This is a genomic window from Serinicoccus kebangsaanensis (assembly GCF_008919445.1).
Taxonomy (GTDB): Bacteria; Actinomycetota; Actinomycetes; order Actinomycetales; family Dermatophilaceae; genus Ornithinicoccus; species Ornithinicoccus kebangsaanensis.
Genome location: NZ_VSLG01000007.1, coordinates 112,241 through 136,047, shown reverse-complemented (window position 1 = coordinate 136,047; position 23,807 = coordinate 112,241). Strand labels below are relative to the sequence as shown.

Sequence of the window (23,807 nt, the reverse complement as noted above, 5' to 3'; positions counted from 1 at the left end):
TCACTGCAGGGCACCGAAGCGGTAGGCCGCCCGGGCGATGAAGATCTGACGGCCGAGGTCCGTGCTGCGGCAGGTGACACCGTCCTCCGCCGAGAGGCAGGTGGTGCCGCCGACCTGGAGGGTCAGGCCGTACTCCAGCACGGAGGCGTCGACGTCGCCGACCCCCGTGGTCGGTGCGTCCACCTGCTCCCCCCACCAGCCGCCGCTGCTCGCGGCGGCCGTCGGGGCGAGCGGCTCCGGCGGGCAGGTCCAGGCCCCGCCGGCATCGCTGATCACCATCGCGTCGGCGGCGTCGATGCCGCAGTCCCCGGTGGTGCTGTCCAGCAGGTGGTCCGGGTTCGCCGTGTAGGTCTTGTCCAGCAGCTGGCAGGTGGCGCTCGGGCCGTTCATGACGCAGACGATGTTGCCCGAGGGCGTCACGAACGCGGCGCGGCGCTCGCCCTCGACGGTGATGGTGCCCCCGTCCTGACTGGCGCTGCGGTCCCCGACGGCGAGGTCGATGTCAGCAGGCTCGGTGGGCGGCGGGGCCGGCTCCGCCGGGCTGCCACCCCCGTCGTCGCCCCCGCCGGCGTCGCCGGTGCTGGCGCCGACGTCCTCGGTCCCGTCGGTCGGGCTCGAGGTCGCCGCGGTGTCGGGCTGCTCACCCCCGCCGTCGCACCCGGCGAGGAGGACGGCCGCCAGCACCAGCAGCGGGGCAGCCGACCGTGCCCACCGGGCCCGGGGCATACCTGCCGTCCGTGTCTGCGTGCGCGCCGCCATAGGTGGTCAGCGTAGCCGTCCCGCGGTCATGGGCTACGGTGACGCCCGAGGTCCCCGTGTCGGAGGTCGCGACGAATCCGCGGCACACGGGGCGAAGGAGCGCATCCCGTGGCAGCAGGCAGCAAGTTGGTCATCGTCGAGTCCCCCGGAAAGGTCGGGACGATCGGGGGATATCTGGGCCCGGAGTACCGGGTCGAGGCCAGCGTGGGCCACATCCGGGACCTCCCCAACCCCTCCGAGCTCCCGGCGGACATGAAGAAGGGGCCGTACGGCAAGTTCGCGATCAACGTCGAGGACGGCTTCGACCCCTACTACGTCGTCGATGCCGACAAGAAGAAGAAGGTCACCGAGCTCAAGCGGGCGCTCAAGGACGCCGACGAGCTCTACCTCGCGACCGACGAGGACCGCGAGGGCGAGGCCATCGCCTGGCACCTGCTCGAGGTGCTCAAGCCGAAGGTCCCGGTGCGCCGGATGGTCTTCCACGAGATCACCAAGGAGGCGATCCAGCGGGCCGTCGGTGACACCCGCGAGCTGGACACCGACAAGGTCGACGCCCAGGAGAGCCGGCGGATCCTCGACCGGCTCTACGGCTACGAGGTGTCGCCGGTGCTGTGGCGCAAGGTCCGGCAGGGCCTGTCCGCGGGGCGGGTGCAGTCGGTCGCGACCCGGATGGTCGTGGAGCGCGAGCGCGAGCGGATGGCCTTCAGGGTGGCCTCCTACTGGGACGTGGAGGGCGAGTTCGCCCCGGGCGGGCACAGCGGGCAGGCCTTCGAGGCCAAGCTCACCGCGGTCGACGGCGCGAAGGTCGCGAGCGGGCGCGACTTCGCCGACGACGGCACGCTGAAGACGACGAACGCGGTGCAGCTGGACGCGGGCGCGGCCGAGGCGATCGCCGACGGCACCCGCGAGGCGCAGGTCGCGGTCCGCGAGGTGTCGGAGAAGCCCTACACCCGGCGCCCGTCCGCACCGTTCACGACGTCGACGCTGCAGCAGGAGGCGTCGCGCAAGCTGCGGATGAACAGCCAGACCACGATGCGCACCGCGCAGCGGCTCTACGAGGGCGGCTACATCACCTACATGCGGACCGACTCGACCAGCCTGTCGAGCGAGGCGGTGGGCGCGGCCCGGCGCCAGGCCCGGGACATGTACGGCGCGGACTACGTGCCGGAGAGCCCGCGGGTCTACGGGAAGAAGTCGAAGAACGCGCAGGAGGCGCACGAGGCGGTGCGCCCGGCGGGCGACTCGTTCCGCACCCCGGCCCAGGTCGCCGGGGAGCTGCGGGGCCAGGAGTATGCCCTCTACGAGCTGATCTGGAAGCGCACCGTGGCCTCCCAGATGGCTGACGCGAAGGGCTCCACCGCCAGCGTCAAGCTGACCGCGACGCTGCCTGAGGGCACCGGGGCAGGAGGCACGGCCTACTCCAGCGCCGAGTACTCCGCCTCCGGCACCGTCATCACCTTCCGCGGGTTCCTCGCGGCCTACGAGGAGGGGCGCGATGAGAGCCGCTACGGCGAGGACTCGCAGATGGGTATGCGGCTGCCCAGGCTGAGCGAGGGCGTCTCCCTGGAGACGCTGCGCGCCGAGGCGCAGGGTCACCAGACCAGCCCGCCGGCCCGCTACACCGAGGCCACCCTGGTCAAGGCGCTCGAGGAGCGGGGGATCGGACGGCCGTCGACGTATGCCGCCACGGTCGGGACGATCCAGGACCGGGGCTACGTGCGGACCAAGGGGTCGGCGCTCGTGCCGACCTGGCTGGCCTTCGCCGTCACCCAGCTGCTCGAGCAGCACTTCCCCCGGCTGGTGGACTACGACTTCACCGCGAGCATGGAGGAGGACCTGGACAAGATCGCCCGGGGCGACGAGCAGCGGGTGGCCTGGCTGCAACGGTTCTACTTCGGTGACCAGGCGGCGTCCGGAGAGGGGCTGCGCGACCTCGTCGCCGACCTGGGCGAGATCGACGCCCGGGCCGTCTCCGCGGTGCAGACGTCGGACGGCACGATCGTGCGGGTCGGCCGGTACGGCCCCTACGTCGAGCTGCCCGGTGAGGACGGCGAGACCCCGCGCCGGGCCACCGTGCCGGACGACATCGCCCCGGACGAGATGACCGGTGCCAAGGCGCAGGAGCTGCTCGCGGCCGCCGCCGACGACGGCCGGGTCCTCGGGACCGACCCGGAGACCGGCCGGGAGGTCGTGGCCAAGAACGGCCGCTACGGCCCGTACGTCACCGAGGTCATCGAGGAGGACCCCGGCGACACGGCGAAGGGTGCGAAGAAGAAGGCCAAGGTCAAGCCGCGCACCGGCTCGCTCTTCCAGGACATGGATCTGGCGACCATCGAGCTGGACACCGCGCTGCGCCTGCTGTCGCTGCCCCGCGTGGTCGGGCAGGACGCGGAGGGGGTCGACATCACGGCGCAGAACGGCCGCTACGGCCCCTATCTGAAGAAGGGCACCGACAGCCGCTCGCTCGAGACCGAGGCGCAGATCTTCGACATCACCCTGGACGAGGCACTCGCGATCTACGCCCAGCCCAAGCAGCGCGGCCGTGGTGCGGCCAAGCCGCCGCTCGCCGAGTTCGGAGAGGACCCGGTGTCCGGCAAGAAGGTCGTCGTCAAGGACGGCCGCTTCGGTCCGTACGTCACCGACGGGGAGACCAATGCCACCCTGCGCAAGGGTGACGAACCGGAGTCGCTCACCGAGGAGCGGGCCTTCGAGCTGATCGCCGAGAAGCGGGCCAAGGGCCCGACGACCCGCAAGCGGACCACCCGGAAGGCACCCGCGAAGAAGGGCCGGAGCAGCGCCAAGAAGGCCTGAGGGCCGGCGGCCCCACGGGCCGCGCGGTCACCGGTGGGCCGGCTCCAGCAGCTGCGACGTAGCCGTGCCCGCTCCTCGACCTTCGGGCACCAGCCCGCCCGTGGTGGCGGCCGCCTCCAGCAGGGCGGCGTCCAGGTCGGCGATGAGGTCCTCCGGGGCCTCCAGGCCCACGGACAGCCGCAGGATGCCGGCGCCCGGCTTGGCCTCGTCGGCCACCGGGCGGTGGGTGAGGGCGGCCGGGTGCTGCAGCAGGGAGTCCACCCCGCCGAGCGAGACGGCGTGGGTGATCAGCCGGCAGGATCCCGCCACTGCGGCGGCCCGCTCGTAGCTGCCCACGTCGAAGGCCAGCACCGCACCGGGCCCGGCCATCTGACGGCCGATCAGCCGGCGCGGGTCGCCGTCGGTGCCGGGGTAGTGGACCCGCTCGACGCCGGGGTGGCCCCGCAGCCAGCGCGCCAGCACCTGCGCGCCCTCCTGCTGCGCACGCACCCGCAGCGGCAGCGTCTGCAGCCCCCGGTGGGCGAGGTAGGCCGAGAGCGGGTGCAGGACCGCGCCGGTGATCGCCCGCACCGGCCGGATCCGCTGCGCCCACGCCTCGCACGTGACGACCGCCCCCGCGAGCACGTCGCCGTGCCCGGCGAGGAACTTGGTCACCGAGTGCAGGACGATGGTCGCGCCGAGCTCGAGCGGCCGCTGCAGCACCGGGGTCGCGAAGGTGTTGTCCACCAGGACGGGGACGTCGCCCGCGGCGGCCACGACCTCCTGGAGGTCGACCAGGTCGAGGGTCGGGTTGGCCGGGGTCTCGACGATCACCAGGCCCGTGTCGGCCGTCAGTGCCTCGGCCACGCCGTCGGCGTCGGTCCAGGTGACGCGCGTGCCGAGCATCCCCGTCGCCAGCAGGTGGTCCGAGCCGCCGTAGAGCGGGCGCACGGCCACGACGTGCGGTGTGCCCGCCCCCACGCAGGCGAGGAGCACCGCGCTGAGCGCAGCCATCCCGGACGCGAAGGCCACGCCGGCCGCTCCGCCCTCCAGCTCGGCCAGCGCCTCCTCGAAGCGGGCCACGCCGGGGCTCCAGAGCCGCTGGTAGACGGCCGTCTGACCCTCCTGCCGCGGGCCGCCGCCCGCCATCTGGTCGTAGGCCTCACCCCCGGCCTCGACGTCCGGCAGCGGGTAGGTGCTGGACAGGTCGATCGGGGGGACGTGCACCCCGAGGGCGGTCAGGTCGGCGCGTCCGGCGTGGACCGCGCGGGTGTCGAGATCGGGATGCTGCGACGTCATCCACCCATGATGCAGAACCTGCGGTCGGGAATCAAGAAAGACTCAGAATCACCGGGGAAAAGTGGCTTTGACGACGGGTCGTGCAACGACGACGGCCTGCTGCCGCACCGCTGGTGCTGCAGCCTCACCTCGCCCTAGAGTCAGGGCCACGCGGGCAGGGGACACAGAGGAACAGGGCAGGGGACATGAGCGATGTCGACGACCTAGCGCGGACCACCGGACGCACCGTGGTGATCGTGGTGGCCGCCACGCGGTGCGAGCAGGAGCGGTTGCTGGGCCTGCTGCCCGACGACGTGTGCGTGGTGCTGGCCGGGACCCGTGAGCGTGCGCGAGAGCTGCTGGACTCCGGCGCCGCCGACTCGGTCTGCGCCGCGGTCGGTCCCGGGGTCGACCTGGACCCGGAGGCCCGCGTCCTGCGCTGGCGGGGGCGCAGCCTGCGCCTGACCCCGCTGGAGTTCGAGACCCTCACCCTGCTCAGCTCGGACCAGAAGCACGTGTGGTCCATCCCCGAGCTCACCCGGGACGTGTGGGCGACCGGCTTCGTCGGTGACGGCGCGCAGGTCCGGTCGGTGATCAAGCGGCTCCGGCGCAAGCTGGCCGAGGCGGGTATGCCGGTGGACATCCGGACGATCCGCGGCGTGGGGTTCCAGGCGACGGACCGGCCCGACGTCGCCACGGTGCTCACCCGCATTGCCCCATAACTGCCCCATCCAGGCCCTGTCGGCCGTGCGTGGGCCTCCCTAGGGTTTCGTCCTACCCGACGGTGGGTGGACCGAGGCCGGGAGGCGGACGACATGGTTGCAGGGGCATGGCGCAGGGTGGTCGCCGGGGTGTGCGGCGTCGGGCTGGTGGTCACCGGGGCCGTGGTGGCCGCCCCGGTGCAGGCCGCCCCCGGGCCGGAGGCGCGGGAGAAGATCCAGCAGGGTCTGTCGGCCGAGTTCGACGAGGTCGGTCGCACCGACTTCTGGGTGCGGCTGGGGGAACGACCCGATCTGAGCGCCTTCGAGGGGGTGCGCGACTGGGGCGCGCGCGGGCAGGGCGTCTACGACGCGCTCACCAGCACCGCCGAGGCGAGCCAGCGGGAGGTCGTCGCCGAGCTCGAGGCGGCGGGTGCGACCTACCGGAGCTTCTGGATCACCAACGCCGTGCACGTCACCGGTGGCACCGAGTCCCTCGCGCTGGAGCTGGCGGGGCAGGACGAGGTGGAGGGGATCTATCCCACCATCAGCTACGAGACGCCCGAGGTGGAGCCGGTCACCTCGGACCTGGTGGGGCCGGCGGCGGTCGAGTGGGGCGTCTCCGACGTCAACGCGGACGACGTCTGGTCCGAGTTCGGCATCACCGGTGAGGGCATCGTGGTGGCGACCATCGACACGGGGGTGCAGTACGACCACCCGGCCCTGGTGGGGGCATACCGCGGCAACAACGGTGACGGGTCCTTCGACCACGACTACAACTGGTTCGACGCCGCGGGCTTCTCGCCGGAGGAGCCGGCGGACTTCGACGCCCACGGGTCGCACGTCACCGGCACCATGGTCGGCGACGACGGTGGCGACAACCAGATCGGTGTGGCCCCCGGGGCGCGGTGGATCGCGGCGAACGGCTGCTGCCCGAGCGACCAGGCGCTGATCTCCTCGGGCGAGTGGATGCTCGCCCCGACCCGGATCGACGGCTCCGACCCGGACCCGGCGATGCGGCCGCACGTCATCAACAACTCGTGGGGCACGGGGCTGCCGTCGAACGACCCCTTCATGGAGGACGTGTCGCTGGCCTGGGCGGCCGCGGGCCAGTTCGGGGTCTGGGCCAACGGCAACATCGGTCCCGGGTGCGAGACGTCGGGCTCGCCGGGCAGCCGGATCGTCAACTACTCGGTCGGCAACTACGACGCGGCGCACGAGATCAACCCGGACTCCAGCCGTGGCGCCGGGCAGGACGGCGAGACCAAGCCGAACATCTCCGCCCCCGGCACGGCGGTGCGCTCGTCGGTCCCCGGCAACGACTACGCCTACTTCTCCGGCACCTCGATGGCGTCCCCGCACGTGGCGGGGGCGATCGCGCTCGTGTGGGCCAGCTCCCCCCAGCTGGTCGGTGACATCGAGGGCACCCGCGCCCTCCTGGACGGGACGGCGACGGACAACCCGGACGACCAGTGCGGCGGCACGGACGAGGACAACAACGTCTTCGGGGAGGGCAGGCTCGACGCCCTGGCGCTGGTGCAGGCCGCACCCCGGGGAGACGTGGGGTATGTCGAGGGCACGGTCACCGACGCCGCGTCCGGCGACCCGCTGGCGGGGGCCAGCGTCGAGCTGGCCGGACCGCTGGAGCGGGTGCTCTCCACCGGTGCCGACGGCACCTACCGCGCGCTGGTGAGCTCGGGCGACTACACCGTGACCGCGTCCCGGTTCGGCTGGGTCTCGGCCTCGGCGGCGGTCAGCGTGCCGGTCGACGACACGGTCACCCAGGACTTCGCCCTGGATCCCGCGGAGACCGGGACGGTCAGCGGGACCGTCACCGACGGCTCGGGTCACGGCTTCCCGCTGTATGCGCAGGTGGCGGTCGCCGGGGAGTCGCTGCTCACCTTCACCGACCCGGTGGACGGCAGCTACTCCATCGACGTGCCGGTCGGCGCCGACGTGACCATGGAGGTCGTGGTGCAGTACCCCGGCTACCTCGTGGTCGAGGAGGCGGTGACGGTGACCGGCGACGCGGTCGTGGACGTGGCCGTGCCGGTCGACGCCGCGTCCTGCCTGGCACCCGGGTACGAGGCGACCGCCGACGCCGTGCTCGCCGAGAGCTTCGACGGCGGGGTGCTCCCGGCCGGCTGGGAGGTCGACGACAACCTGGACAACGGCCAGGTGTGGACCATCGACGAGGGCGACGCCGACCCGCCGAACCTCACCGGGGGCGAGGGCCCGTTCGCCATCGTCAACTCCGACTCCTACGGGCCGGAGGGGGAGCAGGACACCTCGCTGGTCTCGCCCGTGCTGGATCTCAGCGCCTACGCGGACCCCAGCCTGAGCTTCAACCACTTCTACCTCCCGCTGGGCGAGAGCGCCGACCTGGACGTCAGCGTCGACGGTGGTGCCAGCTGGACCACGGTGACCACCTACACCACCCCGGTCGAGGGCGCCGAGGCCGTCGTGCCGCTGCCGATGGCGGCGGGGGAGAGCCAGGTCCGGGTGCGGTGGCACTACTACGACGCCTTCTACGCCTGGTTCTGGGAGGTGGACGACGTCTTCGTCGGCAGCCGCTCCTGCGTGCCCGTCGGTGACGGGGGGTATGTCGTGGGCAACGTCTCCGCCACCGCCGACGGGTCTGCCGTCACCGGTGCGACGATCACCAGCCTCGACGTCCCGGAGGACACCGGGGTCAGCCGGGCGACCCCGGCCGACGAGGGCCAGGAGGACGGCTTCTACTGGCTGTTCAGCAGCGTGTCCGGGGACCACCCGTTCGAGGCCTCCGCCCGCGGGTTCGCGCCGGCCGCCCAGGACGTCGCCGTGGTCGGTGGCGGCGCCGTGCGGGCCGACTTCGTCCTCGACGGGGGCCTGCTCGAGCTGGACCCGCAGCGGATCGAGACCGAGGTCACGCTCGGCGACGACGCGGAGACCGCGGAGCTGACCGTGACCAACACCGGCACCGGTCCCGCCGAGGTGACCCTGGAGGAGGTGCGCGGCGGCGTGGAGCTGCTGCGCGCCGACGGGAGCCGCGTCACGACCCTGGGCGAGGGGCAGGCCGCAGGGGCCCCCACCCGGACGGCGGACGTCGACCCGTTCGTGGGCGCATACCTGTCGCCGCAGCGGTCCGAGGACGGGCCCGCCGACCGCCGGCCGCACGAGGAGCCGTGGACCGAGCTCACGCCGCTGCCGACGCCGATCGTGGACAACGGCGTGGTGAACCTCGACGGCACCTGGTACACCTTCGGCGGCTTCGACGGCAACGAACCCACGCCGGCCACCCACCGCTACGACCCGGCGACGATGGAGTGGGTGCAGGTCGCGGACCTGCCGCTGCCGCTGATGGCGCCCACCGTCGGAGCGCTCGACGGGAGGATCGTGGCCGCCGGTGGGTGGGACAGCAGCGGGGTCGCGCAGACCGGGACCTACGCCTACGCGCCGGAGGCGGACGAGTGGACCCAGCTGGCGGACGCGCCCGTCGCGGTGACGTGGGCCGGTCAGGCGACCCTCGGCGGTCTGCTCTACTCGGTCGGCGGGTGCACCACCGACATGTGCGACCCGACCTCGGCGACCACGGCCGCCTACGACCCGGCGACCGACTCCTGGACGACGCTCGCCGACTACCCGCAGCCGATCGCCTACCCCTCCTGCGCCGGGATCGACGGCCGGGTGATCTGCGCCGGCGGCGTGGGTGACGGCGAGGTCTCCACCTCCGCGACCTACGCCTACGACCCGGACGCCGACTCGTGGACCCAGGTCGCCGACGCCCCCGTGGACGCGTGGGGCGCGGCCTACGCCGGAGCCAACGACCAGCTCGTCCTCACCGGCGGGCTGCAGGCGGGTGCCGTGACGAACGACGCCTTCGCCTACGACCCGGCGGCCGACACGTGGAGCGACCTGCCCAACCCCAACACTCCGTCCTTCCGCGGTGCGGGCGCCTGCGGATTCGCCCTCGTCGGAGGCCAGAGCGACCAGGGCTTCAGCGACGTGGTCGAGCTGCTGCCGGGCTACGACCTCTGCGACGACGCGGGCGCGGACGTGCCCTGGCTCTCGCTGAGCCAGACCGAGCTGTCCCTCGCCGCCGGTGAGTCGGCGACGGTGGAGGTCACCACGTCCGGCGAGGTGGCGCAGCCGGGCACCTACACCGCCGGGATCGAGGCCGGGGGCGGCATGCCCGGCACGGCTCCGACCACCGAGGTGGAGATGACCGTGCTCCCGCCCGCCACGTGGGGCAAGCTGACCGGCCTGGTCACCGGTGCGGACTGCGAGGGTGCCGGATCGCCGCTGCCGGGCGCCACGGTCGACGCGGCGCCGACGCGGATGGAGGACCCCCGGTGGCGCTGGGTCACCGACGTCGAGGGCCGGTATGCCCGGTGGATCGACACCCGTGTCGGTGAGCTGGAGCTGATCGCGTCGGCGGGTGGCTACCGGCCGGAGCAGGCCCTGGTGGACCCGCTGCGCGGCCAGGTGGTGGAGACCGACTTCGCCCTGCTGGACGCCGGGTGCGAGCCGGACCCCGGCCCGATCCACCCGGAGGTGGTGCGGATCGCCGGGGAGGACCGCTACGGCACGGCCGTCGAGCTCTCCCAGCGGTATGCACCCGGTGTCGAGTCGGTGCTGCTGTCCACCGGGGCGGACTTCCCGGACGCGCTCGCCGGCGCGGCGCTCGCCGGGAGCGTGGAGGTCCCGGTGCTGCTGACCGAGCCGGACGTGCTCCCGGCCGTGACCTCCGCCGAGCTGCAACGGCTCAACCCGGCCGAGGTCGTCGTGCTGGGCGGCGACGGCGCGGTCGAGGACGCGGTCGTGGAGGCTGCCGCGGACGCGGCGCAGGCCCCGGCGAGACGGTTGGCCGGCACCGACCGGTACGGCACGGCGGCCCGTGTGGCGGCCGAGTTCGGGTCCGCCGGGACGGCCTACGTCGCGACCGGGCTGAACTACCCGGACGCCCTGGCGGGTGCCGCCCGCGCGGGTGCCGTGGACGCACCCGTGCTGCTGGTCCGCCCGGGCTCGGTGCCCGCGGCGACGGCGCAGGCCCTCACCGACCTGGGCGTCGAGCAGATCGTGCTGCTCGGGGGCACGGGGGCCGTCGAGGAGAGCGTCGCCATCGCGTTGGGCGCCTACGGCGAGGTGACCCGGGTCGCCGGTGACGACCGCTTCCACACCGCCGCGCTCCTCGCGGAGGACCACCCGACGGCGGCGGACGTGTTCGTCGCGAGCGGGCAGAACTGGCCGGACGCCCTCGCCGGCGCCGCCGTGGCGGGCGCGCAGGACGCGCCCATGCTGCTGGTTCGGCAGGACTCTGTGCCCCCCGTGACGTGGACCGCGCTGGAGCGGCTCGAGCCCGGGGTGGTCCACGTGCTCGGAGGGGACGCGGCCATCGACGACGACGTGCTCGACCTGCTGCGCACGCTGGAGTAGCCCCAGGCCCGCAGCCCGGTCGCGATCCCCTGCGCGGCCGGGCTGCGTCATCTGCGGCGGGTGCGGGCATACTGTCTGTCGTGCCGAAGAATCCTCGTGACGAGAAGCCGCTGGACGAGACCGACCTGGCGCTGGTGCGGTTGCTCGAGGTCGACGGGCGGATGTCGAACGCCATGCTCGCGCGGGAGGTGGGGATCGCCGAGTCCACCTGCCTGGTGCGGGTGCGTTCGCTCCGTGAGCGGGGCGTCGTCCGCGGGATCCATGCGGACATCGACCCGGTGGCGGTCGGTCGACCCGTCGAGGCCATGATCGCCATCCGGTTCGGCGGCCACCGGCGGACCAACTTCGAGGAGTTCACCCGTGAGGTGCCGGAGCTCCCGGGAGTCCTGGGGGCGTTCCACGTGTCCGGCGCGATCGACTACTACGTGCACGTCGCCGTGCCGAGTGCCGACGCGCTGCGCGACTTCGTGCTCGACCACCTGACCAACCGGCCGGGCGTGCTGCACGCCGAGACCTCGCTCATCTTCGAGTCGCTGCGGGGCAGGGGCACGATGACGTCCGCCGAGGGCGGAGGTCCCGAACAGGCTTGACCCTCACGCGCCGTGAGGCTCCATGCTCGGGAGCGTGATCGAGATGACGGATCTGCAGCGCTCGACCGTCGGCCAGGTGGCCGAGCAGGTCGGCGTCAGCGTGCGCACCCTGCACCACTACGACGAGATCGGACTCGTGGTGCCCAGCGAGCGCAGCTTCGCCGGCTACCGCCTCTACACCGAGGACGACCTGATGCGGCTGCAGCACGTCGTCGTCTACCGCCGGCTCGGCTTCGGGCTGGACCAGGTGGCCGAGCTGCTGGAGCAGGATGCCGACGTCGTCGAGCACCTGCGCCGTCAGCGGGACACGATCACGGACCGGATCGGCGAGCTCACCGAGCTCGTGCGGTCGATCGACGCAGCGATGGAGAGTGAGATGAGCGGATACAGGATCACCCACGAGGAGCAACGAGAGATCTTCGGTGACAGCTTCACCGACAACTTCGACGACTACCAGGCCGAGGCCGAGCAGCGGTGGGGCGAGACCGACGCCTGGAAGGAGTCGAACCGGCGGACCAAGGGCTACACCAAGGAGCAGTGGGAGCAGATCAAGGTCGAGCAGGACCAGGTCAACGCCCGCTTCGTGGAGCTGCTCCAGGGCGACGTGGACGCCACGTCGGTGGCCGCGATGGACGCCGCCGAGGAGGCGCGGCAGCAGATCTGCCGGTGGTTCTACGACTGCCCGCGGGAGATGCACGCCAACATCGCGCAGATGTACGTCGACGACCCGCGGTTCTCCCAGACCTACGAGGACATCGCGCCCGGTCTGGCGCAGTTCGTGCGGGACGCCGTCGTCGCCAACGCCGCACGGGCGTGAGCCGCGGACACCATCCCTGACGGCCCTGACCCACCGGGGGCAGGGCCGTCAGGTGCGGCTGTGGAAGGGCCGCGGCCACCGTCACACCCGTCCCGTAGGCTGCCCACGTGACCGACCAGCCGCCCGCCGACGCCCCCCGAGGTGGCAGGCGGGGGCTGTTCCTCGCGGTCGAGGGCGGGGACGGGGCGGGGAAGTCGACCCAGGCCGACGCGCTGGCGCGCTGGCTGGGAGAGCAGGGGTATGCCGTCCGCCGCACCCGGGAGCCCGGCGGGACCGGGCTGGGGCGCTCGCTGCGCGAGCTGGTGCTCCACGGGGAGGACGGGTCGGTCACCGCGCGGGCGGAGGCGCTGATCTTCGCCGCGGACCGCGCGCACCACGTCGCCACCGTGGTCCGGCCGGCGCTCGAGGCGGGCGAGATCGTCATCACGGACCGCTACCTCGACTCCTCCGTGGCCTACCAGGGCGCCGCCCGGGAGCTCGGCCACGGGGAGGTGCGGGATCTCTCGCTCTGGGCCGTGGAGGGGCTGCTCCCCGACCTGACCGTGGTGCTCGACGTCAGTCCCGAGCAGGGCCGGCTGCGTCGTGGCGCGACGCACGACCGGGTGGAGCGGGAGGGCGACGACTTCCACCTCCGGGTGCGCCGCGGCTTCCTGGACCTGGCCGGGCAGCAGCCGGAGCGCTACCTCGTCCTCGACGCGCAGGAGCCGCAGCCGGCGATCGAGTCGGCCGTCCGGGAGCGCGTCCGCGAGCTGCTGGAGCGCCGATGAGCGTCTTCGACCAGCTGGTCGGGCAGCCCCGCGTGGTGTCCACGCTGCGGCGGGCGTCGACGGAGCCGGCAGCGATGACCCATGCCTGGTTGTTCACCGGACCACCGGGCTCGGGCAGGTCGGTCGCGGCCCGCACCTTCGCCGCCGCCCTGCAGTGCGAGGGGGCGGGCGGCGTCCAGGTCGGCTGCGGGGAGTGCCAGCCGTGCCGGATGGTGATGGCCGGCAGTCATCCCGACGTCCGCGTCGTCGACACCGACCAGACCTTCATCAAGGTCGGCGAGGCGCGGGAGCTGGTCCTGGAGGCGCAGGCACGACCCAGCCTGGGACGCTGGCGGGTGATGGTCGTCGAGGACGCCGACCGGCTCAACGACCACTCGGCCAACACCCTGCTGAAGTCGCTGGAGGAGCCCACCGCCCGCACGGTCTGGATGCTGTGCGCACCCTCGCTGGAGGACGTGCTCGTGACCGTCCGGTCCCGGTGCCGTCACGTGCGGCTGGGCACCCCCTCGCCGCACGCCGTCGCCGACCTGCTCATCTCACGGGACGGGATCGACCCGTCCATGGCGCACTACGCCGCCCGCGCCGCGCAGAGCCACATCGGGATCGCCAGGAGGCTGGCCACCGACGAGCACGCCCGCGCGCGGCGCCGCGAGATCACCTCGATCCCGACCGGCCTGGCCTCGCTCGGTGACGCCCTGCGCGCGGCGCAGGACCTGGTGGACGAGGCCGGCGAGGGGGCCAAGGCCACGTCCGCGGACCACGCCGAGGAGCAGCGTCGCGAGCTGCTGACCCAGCTCGGTGCCGACCTCACCGCCCGCACCCAGCCTCCCTCGGTGCGGGCCCACCTGCGCCGGCTGGACGACCGGCTCAAGGCGGAGGCCAGGCGGCAGCAGCACGACAGCATCGACGCCGCCCTGACCGACCTCGCCTCGGTCTACCGGGACGCCCTGCTCGTCACCGCCGGGTCGGGGCTGGACCGGGTCAACGCGAGCGAGCCGGAGCAGATCCAGCTGCTCGCTCGTTCCTTCTCTGCGGAGCAGCTGTTGCTCGCGCTGGAGACGATCGGCGAGGCGCGGCAGCGGCTCATCGCCAACGGCGCGCCGCTGCTGGTCCTGGAAGCGATGATGATTGGGTTGCTCTTGCCCCGGGGGTGAGACGACGAGCGAGGGAGGACATCCGACGTGCGGATCTCGACGACGGCCAGGCTGGTGGCCGGCCTGAGTGCGCTCTCGGTGGTGGTGGCCTGCACGCCCGGGGCTCCGGACACCGACGAGCCGGCGGACGGGCAGGCGACGTCGGAGGGCGGGTCGGCCGGGCCGACCGCGACCTCGACCCCGTTGGCCGACGGTGCGCCCGAGGGGCTCGAGGACTACTACTCGCAGCGTCTGACGTGGAGCAGCTGCCAGGGCGACTTCGAGTGTGCCTCGCTCACCGTCCCGATGGACTACGCGGAGCCGGACGGGCAGACCATCGACCTGGCGCTGCTGCGCTCGCCGGCCTCGGGTGAGGCCACCGGCTCCCTGGTGGTCAACCCCGGGGGCCCGGGGGCCTCGGGCGTGGACTACGCGATGATGTCGGGGATGGCCATCTCGGGCGAGGTCCGGGAGGCCTACGACGTCGTCGGCTTCGACCCGCGCGGCGTCGGGCGCTCGGCGCCGGTGACCTGCTTCGAGGACGAGCAGATGGATGAGTTCCTCTCCTCCGACCCCTCGCCGGACGACGCCGCCGAGGAGGAGGCCTCGACCCAGCTGGTCGAGGACTTCGCCCAGGCCTGCGGCGAGAGCGCACCGGACCTGCTGGGTCACGTCTCGACGGTGGAGGCCGCCCGCGACATCGACGTCCTGCGCGCCGCGCTGGGCGAGGAGCAGCTCGATTACTACGGCGCGTCCTACGGCACCTTCCTGGGCACCACCTATGCCTCGCTCTTCCCCGACCGGGTCGGAGCCCTGGTGCTGGACGGTGCGATCGAGCCGGACCTGAGCGAGCTGGAGATGGGGCTGGGCCAGGCGGCGGGGTTCGAGCGGGCCACCCGGGCCTACGTCGAGAACTGCGTCGCGAGCGGCGAGTGCCCGCTCGGCAGTGACGTGGAGTCGGCCATGGCGCGCATCCCGGCCTTCCTGGACGAGCTGGACACCGCGCCCCTCCCGGTCGAGGGCGACGCCGCGCCGGAGCTGACCGAGGGCTGGGGCATGTACGGCATCATCGCGGCGATGTACACCGAGCAGTACTGGCCGCTGCTGACGCAGGCCTTCGAGCGGGCCTTCGACGGGGACGGGACGATCATGATGTTCCTGGCGAACCTCTACGCCAGCCGCGGCAGCGACGGCAGCTACGACGGCAACACCATGCAGGCGATCTACGCGGTCAACTGCCTGGACCGGCCCGTGGACGCCGACGGGGAGGACCTCGACTCCGCCGCGGTGGAGCAGCAGTTCGAGGAGGCGTCCCGGACGTGGGGCCGGTACCTCGCGGGTGAGGGGGCGTGCGCGTTCTGGCCGGCCGAGGCGGTGGAGACCGTGGAGGACTACTCCGCGGCGGGCGCGGACCCGATCCTGGTCATCGGCACGACCCGTGACCCGGCGACCCCCTACGAGTGGGCCGAGGGTCTCGCCGAGACCCTGGACTCCGGCGTGCTGCTGACCTACGACGGTGACGGGCACACGGCCTACGGTCGCTCCAACGACTGCATCGACGACGTGGTCGACGCCTATCTGCTCGAGGGCACCGTGCCCGAGGAGGGCACCACCTGCTGAGAGAAGCACCGACGCCCCCGCGGGATGCGAGGGCGTCGGTGTGCTGCTGTGGGAGCCGCCTGGGGGAATCGAACCCCCGACCTATTCATTACGAGTGAATCGCTCTGGCCGACTGAGCTAAGGCGGCGCGCTGCCCGGAGGGCAACCCGACGAGGATACCGAACGAGGTGGGCCCGCCCCAAACCTGCGTCGGACCGGAACGGGCGAGCGGCCCCCGGCACAGGTGCCGGGGACCGCTCGCGGACGTGCGCGGCGCTGCGGACCGTGCCGCAGCGCCTCGTCCTCACTCCTCGTCGGCCACCATCCGCATGGTGAAGCGGCCGTCGCCACCCTCCTCGACGACGTTCGAGACGCCGATCGCGGCGAGCTTCTCCAGCGCGGTCCGCGCCTTCTCGTCGGTGACCTGGGGCAGGTAGAACTCCTCGAACGGTGCCACGTCGACGTAGAAGGTCGACTGGGCGTCCGCCGCGTCGGCGACCGCCCGGGTGAACAGGTCGCTGTCGCCCAGGGTGTCACCCCCGCCCTCGGCGACCCGGTCGACGTAGGACTGATCGGTGCCGAGGGTCAGGGTGCCGTCGTCCTCGCGGGTGACGAGCACACCGGCGCCCATGCCGTTGTCGTTGAGCAGCTGCTGTGCCCGCTCGGTGTCGGTGGTGACCCGGTAGGCCAGCGGCAGGGCCGGCACGCTCGGGTCGGTCTGCGACATGTTCATGACCGCGCCGACGATGTCGGGGCCGACGGCCAGGCTCATCGACTCACCGAGCGCGACCTTGAGGTCGTCCGGCAGGGAGAAGCCCTCCGCCTCGGCGGCGGCCGCGGCCTCCTGCAGCTGCTCGGAGTAGTCCTCGGAGTAGTAGTCCCACATCGACTGCACCATGCTGCTGCCGCTCTCCAGCGAGAGCGCCACGGCGGTGTCCGCCGGGAGCTGGGTGATGAGGGAGTCGGTCTCGCCCGCGGGGCTCATCTCCACCCCGGCGACGTCCCGGCTGACGCCGTGCATCTCGATCGCGTCCGGCGTGAGCCGCACGGTGGCGGCCACCCGACCGGTGATCTCGGGCTGCTCCGCGCCCATCCCGAGCTGCTCCTCGGTCATCTCCAGGCTGGGGTTGAGGCTGCTCGGGTCGATGTCGTCGAGCATCGACATGTCGGCCCACATGGCCATGATCCCGGCCTCGCCGAGCGCCTCCATGTCGGAGGTGAAGGACTCGTTGTCCGCGAGGCTGCCGGCCTCGGCGGCCGAGCGCACCGCATCCAGGGTGCTCGCCTGGCTGAAGACGACGTAGTCACCCTCGAGGTAGTAGCCGACCTCGTCGGCCTCCTCGCTCAGGTGCTCGTCGAGGAAGGCGATCGCGGCGTCGCCGTCCTTGACCTGGAGCGCCACCGCCATGGCCGGCTCCTCGCCCTCGCCGGCGGGCAGCATCGCCAGGCCGGCCCGGTCGCCGAGCCAGGGCTCGATGTCCTCCTCGAAGGACAGGTCCGCGGGGACCTCGCCCTCGGCCTCGATCTGCTCCCAGACCCACTCGCGCCACTCGCCGTCGGCCAGGCGCTGCTCCAAGTCGCTGTCCAGGCCCTGGAAGAAGCGGACCGCAGCCACCTTCTGTCCCGCGGCCGGGTCGAGGTCGATCTGGGCGTAGGCCGCCACCTCACCCGGCAGCACGCTGTCCGGTCGGTCCCCGCCGCCGCCCATCATCAGGGCGGCCGCGGTGCCGCCCCCGATCACGGCAGCAGCGGCGACACCGCCGCCGATGAGCAGCCACGGCGTCTTGCGACCCCCCTCGGTCACGTCGTCGGCGGTCGTCTCGGTCGCGCTCGTCATATCGGTTCCCCTTGCTTGTGGCGCGTCGTCCCGCGCCCGTCGTCACCACCTCGGCCGGTGGCCCTGCGCCCTCAAGCCTAGCGCGGTGGCGGCGGGGCACGTGTCCCCGCTCACCAGTTACGACGGCGACCTGCCCCGTCCGGTTCCCGGGCGCCGAGGTCACGGCGCCGCGGGAGGAGCGAGGTCAGTGCTTGGGCATCGGCCAGCGCGCGGTGGAGACGCCGTGCTCCTGCGCCCGCCTGACCGCCTCCTGGTAGCACTGCTCGGCCTCCTCGCGGCCGGCCCAGTGGGCCCCCTCCACGGACTTGCCCGGCTCCAGGTCCTTGTAGACCTCGAAGAAGTGCTGGATCTCCAGCCGGGTGTGGGTGCCGATGTCGTCCAGGCTCTGGATCGCCATCTTGCGCGGGTCCTCGGCGGGGACGCAGATGATCTTGTCGTCGCCACCCGCCTCGTCCCGCATGTGGAACATGCCGATCGGTCGCGCCAGCACGAGGCAGCCGGGCCAGGTCGGCTCGTCCAGCAGCACCAACGCGTCCAGCGGGTCGCCGTCCTCGCCGAGGGTCTCCTCGATGTAGCCGTAGTCGGCCGGGTAGCGGGTGGCGGTGAACAGCATGCGGTCCAGCCGGATGCGCCCGGTCTCGTGGTCGACCTCGTACTTGTTGCGGCTGCCCTGCGGGATCTCGATCGTCACGTCGAACTGCATCTGCTGCTCTCTCTGGCTCGGGGACGGCATAGGCTCGACCCTCAGTGTCCCTCATCCTGGAGGGTCTTGACGACGGAGGTCGAGCACGCCCGTGACGCACCCGCGCCGCACGCACCGACGCCGACCACGGTATGCCCTGGCGGCGGTCTCCGCGGTGGCGCTGCTGAGCGGGGCCGCGGTGCCCTCGGTCGCCGTCCCGCGCGCGGTCGACGACGACGCGACCACCTCCACCTCGGACGCGGTGGAGAGCACCGCCGAGGCGCCCACCAGCCCGGCGGAGGTGCGTCCCCGCGTGTCCGCCCCGACGGGTGTGCTGGGTCCGGTGTCCGCCGGCCCGGTGCCCGACCCGGAGCGCCTCGCCGACGAGATCGACGACGAGCTCGCCAGCACCTGGCTCGGGGGTACCAACCGCCGTGCCGTCGCCATCCGGGACGCGCTGACGGGGGAGGCGCTGGCCGACCGCAACGCGGGGCGACTGGTGACGCCGGCCTCGACGACCAAGCTGCTGGCGGCCGCCGCGATCGTCACCGGTCTGGACGGCGACCACACCTTCACCACGAGGGTGGTGTCCGGCGCGGAGCCGGACGAGGTGGTCCTCGTCGCGGGCGGCGACATGCTGCTCGCCGACGGGGCGGGGGACCCCGAGGCCGTCGCCGGGCACGCCGGGATCGCCGACCTGGCGGCACAGACCGCGGCGGCGCTGACCGACGCCGAGACCCCGGTGCGGGTGAGCCTCGACCTGTCCCACGTGCCCGGCCCGCACGAGATGCCGACCTGGTCCGAGCACTGGGTGCGCGAGGGGTGGAGCGGTCGGATCGTGCAGCTCGGGCGGTCCGGCGACCGGGCCACCCCGTTCAACCCCTCGCCGACCTCGCCGGAGCAGCAGGTGGCGCGGGTCTTCCGGGACGCGCTGGCCGAGGAGGGTGTCGAGGTCGTCGGCGCCGGGGACGGGGACACCCGGGCGGACGAGGTGCAGGCGCCGCAGGACGCGACCGAGCTGGCCAGCGTCGAGTCCGCGGCGGCCCGCGACGTGCTGGCCCTGGCCCTCGCGACCAGCGACAACGCGATGGTGGAGCAGCTCGCCCGGCAGGCCGCGACCGCCGACGGCGGGAGCGCCGACCAGGAGGCGGTCACGACGTGGATCCGGCAGACCATCGCCGAGGACTACGGGATGGACATGGCCGGGGTGCAGATCGTGGACGCCAGCGGCCTGTCCGACGGCACGCTCATCCCGGTGCAGGTCGTCGCCGACGTGCTCGTGGCGGGCGCGGACGGGTCCCACCCGGAGCTGCAGGAGGTGCTGGCCGCGGGAGGGCTGCCGATCGCCGGCTACACCGGCACCCTCGCGACCCGCTTCCACCTGGACCGGCACGACCCCGCGGTGGGCACCGCTCGCGCCAAGACCGGCTCCCTGCCCGGGGTCAGCTCGCTCGCCGGGACGGTGGTCAGCCGGGACGGCCGGCTGCTGGTGTATGCCCTCACCGCCGACGACATCGAGGAGGGTTCGGCCGCGATCGAGGCGGCGTCGGTGCTGGACGAGGTCGTCGCCGAGCTCGCCCGGTGCGGGTGCTAGCCGGGACGGACGTGGCGGGGTGACCACCCGCCGTCGCCCGCCGGACGGCCCGGGTCGCCGCAGCGGCGGGCCACGGCATACCGTCGGGGGATGAGCGAGGACGTGACGCGGGCCGCCGACGAGCCGCTGGACGAGGTGCGCGGCAGCGCGCTGGTCGACTGGGACTTCGCGGCCGCTGCCGCGTCCCGCCTGGCGCCGGCCGGGCCGAGGGCGAGCCGGGCTGAGATCGCCGGGCTCGTGGCCGACCTGCGGTCCGCGGCCGCGCGGGCCGTGGACCCGGTCGCGCGGACCGCCCGGCTGTCGACGCCACCGGGTACCCCGGACGCGCTGGTCGTGGACCGTGCCGGCTGGATCCGGGCGAACTCCGCCTCGATGGGGGCGATGCTGGCACCCGTCCTCGACGAGGTGGTGGCCAAGAAGCGGGTCGCCGACCGCGCCCGCGCCGAGCGGGCCGGGCGGGAGCTGCCCGAGCTCGGTGCCACCTCGCAGTCGATCTCGGCGAAGGTGACGGGCACCGAGGTGGCCGGGCTGCTGTCCTGGATCTCCACCAAGGTCCTGGGGCAGTACGACCTGGCGCCGCAGGGCACGCCCGCGCTGATGTTCGTGGCCCCCAACATCCTCGCGGCCGAGCGGGAGCTCGAGGTCGACCCGGGCGACTTCCGGCTGTGGGTCGCGGTCCACGAGGAGACCCACCGGGTGCAGTTCACGGCGGTGCCCTGGCTGCGGGAGCACCTGATCGAGCGGGTGCGCGGCATGGGGGCGCGGGTCATGCCGGAGCCGGAGGAGCTGGGGCAGCGGATGGCCGAGATCGTGTCCGCGCTGCCGGGCGTGATCCGCGGCGAGCAGGACATCACCCAGGTGGTGGCCACGCCGGAGCAGCGGGAGAAGCTGGCCGAGGTGACCGCGATCATGTCCCTCCTCGAGGGGCACGCGGACGTGGTGATGGACGAGGTCGGTCCGGAGGTCATCCCGACGGTGGCGGACATCCGTCGGCGCTTCACCGAGCGCCGCAAGGGGGCGGGCAACGTCGACAAGGTGCTGCGCCGCCTGCTGGGCATGGAGGCCAAGATGCGGCAGTACAAGGACGGCGCGGCCTTCGTGCGCGGGGTCGTGGACCAGGTGGGGGTGGACGGCTTCAACCGGGTCTGGACCGCGCCGGAGACCCTGCCCCGACCCACCGAGATCGCCGACCCGCAGGCGTGGGTCGCCCGCGTGCACGGCTGAGGCCGACGTCGCATGCCGGGGCCGGCACCTGCGGTGGCGGCGGCACGGGTCGCCGTCCGTCGCTGGGTCGACCGGGCCGGGCTGGGTCCCGACGCCCTGGTGCTGGTGGCCTGCTCCGGGGGTGCGGACTCGCTCGCCCTGGCGGCGGCCACCGGGTTCGAGGGCCCGCGGCGGGGGCTGCGGGTCGGGGCCGTCGTCGTCGACCACGACCTGCAGCCGGGCTCGGCCGAGGTCGCGCAGGTCGCGGCCGACCGGTGCCGGTCGCTGCTGCCTGCCGGCGCCTCGGTCGAGGTGACCCGGGTCGGGGTGCGGGCGACCTCGGCCGGCCCGGAGGCCGACGCGCGCGAGGCCAGGTATGCCGCACTCGCCTTCTGGGCGGACCGGCTGGGGGCGGCCGCGGTGCTGCTCGGCCACACGCGGGACGACCAGGCCGAGCAGGTGCTGCTCGGCCTGGCGCGCGGGTCCGGCGCGCGCTCCCTGGCCGGGATGCCGGACCACCGGGTGCTGACCGGTGACGTCGTCCTCGGCCGCCCTCTGCTGGGGCTCACCCGGGTCCAGACGGCCGCCTGCTGCGACGCGCTCGGGGTCACGCCGTTCGCCGACCCGCACAACCAGGACGAGCACTTCGCCCGGGTGCGGGCGCGCCGTGCGCTGACCGAGCTCGACAGCGTGCTCGGCCCCGGCCTGGTGGCCAACCTGGCGCGCTCGGCCGACCTGCTCCGCGGCGACGCCGACGCCCTCGACGACCTGGCGGAGCAGGCATACCGGGAGATGGGGGATCAGCCGTGGGACGTCCACGCGCTGCGCCGGCTCGCCCCGGCCGTGCGGACCCGGCTGTGGCGACGGCTGGCGCGGGAGGCGGGCAGCCCGGGGACGGACCTGTCCAGCGAGCACCTCCTGGCCGTCGACGCGCTGGTGTCCGACTGGTCCGGGCAGGGCCCGCTGCACCTGCCCGGCGGGGTCCGCGCGGGGCGGGCCGGAGACCGGGTGTGGCTGCGGCGCGAGGCGTAGTTGAATGGGGGCCGTAGAGCAGGGCGCGGCGGGGAGCCGTCGCGCCGGACGAGTCGCCGGACGATCGATGAGGAGCAGGCTGCGTGGACGCCGAGCACATGGGTGAGGACCTGGCCACCGTGCTGTACACCGAGGAGGACATCCAAGGACGGCTGGCCGAGCTGGCCGAGCAGGTGTGGGCCGACTACCACGACAAGGACGTGCTGCTGATCGGCGTGCTCAAGGGAGCGATCCTCGTCATGGCCGACTTCATGCGCGCCCTCCCGGGGTCGGCGGAGATGGACTGGATGGCCGTGTCGAGCTATGGCTCGGGCACCAAGAGCAGCGGGGTGGTGCGGATCCTCAAGGACCTCGACACCGACATCACCGGGCGCCACGTGCTCATCGTCGAGGACATCATCGACTCCGGTCTGACCCTGTCGTGGATCAGCGCCAACCTGCGCTCACGGGGGCCGGCCAGCCTGGAGATCTGCACCCTGCTGCGCAAGCCGACGGCGGCGAAGGTGGAGATCGACACGCGCTACGTCGGGTTCGACATCCCGGACGAGTTCGTCGTGGGCTACGGACTCGACTACGACGAGAAGTACCGCAACCTGCGGGTCATCGGCACCCTGGCCCCGCACGTCTACAGCTGAGCGCCCGCCCCGGACCTGACCAGCTCGGCGGCCCGCCCCAGGAGGGGGACCGCGTCCAGCAGCGCGGGTCCGCCCTCCGGTGGCGCGCCGCGGCTCGGCACCACCGTCAACGCCACCCGGTGGGCGCCTCCCCGGGAGAGCCGGCGGACGAGGTCGGCGATCTCCTCGGCGTCCGTCTCCGGGGTGACCGTCCCGAAGACGAGCACCTCGGGCTCTCCACCCCGGCCGCTCGCCTCCCTCCCGGCGCGGACCTGCGGGACCGCGTCCAGGAGGTTCTCGGGCTGGTCGACGACGACGCCGTCACCCAGCTCGCCGGCCAGCGCCAGGGTCTTCGGCCGGTAGGCACCGACCAGGACGGGCGGGACCTGCTCCGGCGGCCAGTCGAGGGCCACGGAGTCCAGCTGCACGTAGCGCCCGGACACGGTCACCTCCTCCCCGGCGAGGAGCGCCTGCAGCGCGTGGAGGTACTCGCGGAGCAGGGTCATCGGCGACTCCACCCGCGCCCCGGCCTGCCCCATCCAGTCCAGGACGCCGTGCCCGACGGCCGGCAGGAAACGTCCGGGGAAGAGGCGGGCCAGCGTCGCGACCTCCATCGCGGTCAGGGTGACGTTGCGCAGCGGCACCGGCAGCAGCGCCACCCCGACCCGCAGCCGTGAGGTCCAGGCCAGGGCGGCGGACGCCGCGGAGATGCCCGCCTCCTTGAAGCAGTCCTCCCAGAGCCACAGCTCGTCCAGGCCGGCAGCCTCGGCCGCCTGCGCCACCTCGCGGAGCCGCTCCGGCGGCTGGTCGGGCGGGAAGATCACCCCGATGTGCGTCATACCGGCCAACCTAGCCGCCACCGCTGACACGTGCGTCGGACGGCGGGGGAGGGCCGCAGCAGACGCCTCGACCTCTCGAATTCGACGACGGGTTCTCTCGCCATGGCGACGGAAAGCACAGTCGAAATCCGGCGGGACGGGTCCCCTGCGGGGGTGCCGT

17 protein-coding genes and 1 tRNA gene are annotated in these 23,807 nt (G+C 73.3%); 12 read left to right on the top strand and 6 right to left on the bottom strand.

What is annotated here, in order from left to right:
- Entirely contained in the window at positions 1-759 is a 759-nt protein-coding gene (locus FXF60_RS09640) for a hypothetical protein (RefSeq protein WP_151525745.1), read from the bottom strand.
- A gap of 108 nt (positions 760-867) precedes the next feature.
- On the opposite strand from FXF60_RS09640, the gene topA reads away from it, so the two are divergent.
- Positions 868-3,570, top strand: a complete 2,703-nt coding sequence (topA, locus tag FXF60_RS09635) for a type I DNA topoisomerase (RefSeq protein WP_151525744.1) — start codon at positions 868-870, stop codon at positions 3,568-3,570.
- Positions 3,571-3,597: 27 nt separating this feature from the next.
- On the opposite strand, the gene FXF60_RS09630 is transcribed toward topA, so the two are convergent.
- A complete protein-coding gene (locus FXF60_RS09630; RefSeq protein ID WP_151525743.1) occupies positions 3,598-4,848 on the bottom strand; it encodes a trans-sulfuration enzyme family protein in 1,251 nt (416 codons plus the stop codon).
- A 185-nt stretch (positions 4,849-5,033) separates the two neighbouring features.
- On the opposite strand from FXF60_RS09630, the gene FXF60_RS09625 reads away from it, so the two are divergent.
- The 7 genes from FXF60_RS09625 to FXF60_RS09595 all read left to right on the top strand — a co-directional run bounded on the left by FXF60_RS09625 (position 5,034) and on the right by FXF60_RS09595 (position 15,867).
- On the top strand, positions 5,034-5,549 hold the full coding sequence (locus FXF60_RS09625; protein WP_151525742.1) for a winged helix-turn-helix domain-containing protein: 516 nt from the start codon (positions 5,034-5,036) through the stop codon (positions 5,547-5,549).
- Positions 5,550-5,642: 93 nt separating this feature from the next.
- Positions 5,643-10,940 carry a cell wall-binding repeat-containing protein gene (locus FXF60_RS09620; protein WP_151525741.1) on the top strand — a complete coding sequence of 1,766 codons (5,298 nt, stop codon included), beginning with the start codon at positions 5,643-5,645 and terminating at the stop codon, positions 10,938-10,940.
- 80 nt (positions 10,941-11,020) lie between these two features.
- A complete protein-coding gene (locus FXF60_RS09615) occupies positions 11,021-11,530 on the top strand; it encodes an Lrp/AsnC family transcriptional regulator (RefSeq protein ID WP_151525740.1) in 510 nt (169 codons plus the stop codon).
- A 43-nt stretch (positions 11,531-11,573) separates the two neighbouring features.
- The gene (locus FXF60_RS09610; protein ID WP_151525778.1) at positions 11,574-12,347 is read left to right on the top strand and encodes a MerR family transcriptional regulator; all 774 of its coding nucleotides are present in this window, start codon (positions 11,574-11,576) and stop codon (positions 12,345-12,347) included.
- A 107-nt stretch (positions 12,348-12,454) separates the two neighbouring features.
- Positions 12,455-13,114 (top strand): dTMP kinase, encoded by a 660-nt coding sequence (gene tmk, locus FXF60_RS09605; protein ID WP_151525739.1) that lies wholly within the window; start codon positions 12,455-12,457, stop codon positions 13,112-13,114.
- Positions 13,111-14,268, top strand: coding sequence for a DNA polymerase III subunit delta' (locus FXF60_RS09600; protein ID WP_151525738.1), 1,158 nt, complete (start codon positions 13,111-13,113; stop codon positions 14,266-14,268). The genes tmk and FXF60_RS09600 overlap by 4 nt, the downstream gene beginning before the upstream one ends.
- 27 nt (positions 14,269-14,295) lie before the next feature.
- Positions 14,296-15,867 (top strand): alpha/beta hydrolase, encoded by a 1,572-nt coding sequence (locus tag FXF60_RS09595; RefSeq protein WP_238335794.1) that lies wholly within the window; start codon positions 14,296-14,298, stop codon positions 15,865-15,867.
- A gap of 53 nt (positions 15,868-15,920) precedes the next feature.
- Here the strand turns inward: FXF60_RS09595 and FXF60_RS09590 are convergent.
- The 3 genes from FXF60_RS09590 to FXF60_RS09580 form a co-directional block, all read right to left on the bottom strand.
- Positions 15,921-15,994, bottom strand: a tRNA-Thr gene (locus tag FXF60_RS09590).
- A 156-nt stretch (positions 15,995-16,150) separates the two neighbouring features.
- A complete protein-coding gene (locus tag FXF60_RS09585) occupies positions 16,151-17,683 on the bottom strand; it encodes a DUF3352 domain-containing protein (RefSeq protein WP_151525737.1) in 1,533 nt (510 codons plus the stop codon).
- A gap of 184 nt (positions 17,684-17,867) precedes the next feature.
- Positions 17,868-18,386 carry an inorganic diphosphatase gene (locus FXF60_RS09580; RefSeq protein WP_151525776.1) on the bottom strand — a complete coding sequence of 173 codons (519 nt, stop codon included), beginning with the start codon at positions 18,384-18,386 and terminating at the stop codon, positions 17,868-17,870.
- A gap of 91 nt (positions 18,387-18,477) precedes the next feature.
- Here FXF60_RS09580 and FXF60_RS09575 point away from each other — a divergent pair, with 91 nt between their 5' ends.
- From FXF60_RS09575 to hpt, 4 genes are all read left to right on the top strand, one after another.
- The gene (locus tag FXF60_RS09575) at positions 18,478-19,959 is read left to right on the top strand and encodes a D-alanyl-D-alanine carboxypeptidase/D-alanyl-D-alanine-endopeptidase (RefSeq protein WP_151525736.1); all 1,482 of its coding nucleotides are present in this window, start codon (positions 18,478-18,480) and stop codon (positions 19,957-19,959) included.
- Between the two features lie 90 nt (positions 19,960-20,049).
- Positions 20,050-21,183 carry a zinc-dependent metalloprotease gene (locus FXF60_RS09570; RefSeq protein ID WP_151525735.1) on the top strand — a complete coding sequence of 378 codons (1,134 nt, stop codon included), beginning with the start codon at positions 20,050-20,052 and terminating at the stop codon, positions 21,181-21,183.
- A 12-nt stretch (positions 21,184-21,195) separates the two neighbouring features.
- Positions 21,196-22,194: a tRNA lysidine(34) synthetase TilS gene (gene tilS, locus FXF60_RS09565; protein WP_151525734.1), complete on the top strand. Its 999-nt coding sequence runs from the start codon at positions 21,196-21,198 to the stop codon at positions 22,192-22,194.
- 83 nt (positions 22,195-22,277) lie between these two features.
- Entirely contained in the window at positions 22,278-22,829 is a 552-nt protein-coding gene (hpt, locus tag FXF60_RS09560; protein WP_151525733.1) for a hypoxanthine phosphoribosyltransferase, read from the top strand.
- On the opposite strand, the gene FXF60_RS09555 is transcribed toward hpt, so the two are convergent.
- On the bottom strand, positions 22,820-23,647 hold the full coding sequence (locus tag FXF60_RS09555; RefSeq protein ID WP_151525732.1) for an LLM class flavin-dependent oxidoreductase: 828 nt from the start codon (positions 23,645-23,647) through the stop codon (positions 22,820-22,822). The genes hpt and FXF60_RS09555 overlap by 10 nt on opposite strands.
- Between the last annotated feature and the right edge of the window lie 160 nt (positions 23,648-23,807).

Coding starts and splice junctions, on each gene's coding strand:
- FXF60_RS09640 (WP_151525745.1), bottom strand. CDS start 759: ATGGCGGCGCGCACGCAGACACGGACGGCAGGTATGCCCCGGGCCCGG.
- FXF60_RS09630 (WP_151525743.1), bottom strand. CDS start 4,848: ATGACGTCGCAGCATCCCGATCTCGACACCCGCGCGGTCCACGCCGGA.
- FXF60_RS09625 (WP_151525742.1), top strand. CDS start 5,034: ATGAGCGATGTCGACGACCTAGCGCGGACCACCGGACGCACCGTGGTG.
- FXF60_RS09620 (WP_151525741.1), top strand. CDS start 5,643: ATGGTTGCAGGGGCATGGCGCAGGGTGGTCGCCGGGGTGTGCGGCGTC.
- FXF60_RS09610 (WP_151525778.1), top strand. CDS start 11,574: ATGACGGATCTGCAGCGCTCGACCGTCGGCCAGGTGGCCGAGCAGGTC.
- FXF60_RS09600 (WP_151525738.1), top strand. CDS start 13,111: ATGAGCGTCTTCGACCAGCTGGTCGGGCAGCCCCGCGTGGTGTCCACG.
- FXF60_RS09585 (WP_151525737.1), bottom strand. CDS start 17,683: ATGACGAGCGCGACCGAGACGACCGCCGACGACGTGACCGAGGGGGGT.
- FXF60_RS09580 (WP_151525776.1), bottom strand. CDS start 18,386: ATGCAGTTCGACGTGACGATCGAGATCCCGCAGGGCAGCCGCAACAAG.
- FXF60_RS09570 (WP_151525735.1), top strand. CDS start 20,050: ATGAGCGAGGACGTGACGCGGGCCGCCGACGAGCCGCTGGACGAGGTG.
- tilS (WP_151525734.1), top strand. CDS start 21,196: ATGCCGGGGCCGGCACCTGCGGTGGCGGCGGCACGGGTCGCCGTCCGT.
- FXF60_RS09555 (WP_151525732.1), bottom strand. CDS start 23,647: ATGACGCACATCGGGGTGATCTTCCCGCCCGACCAGCCGCCGGAGCGG.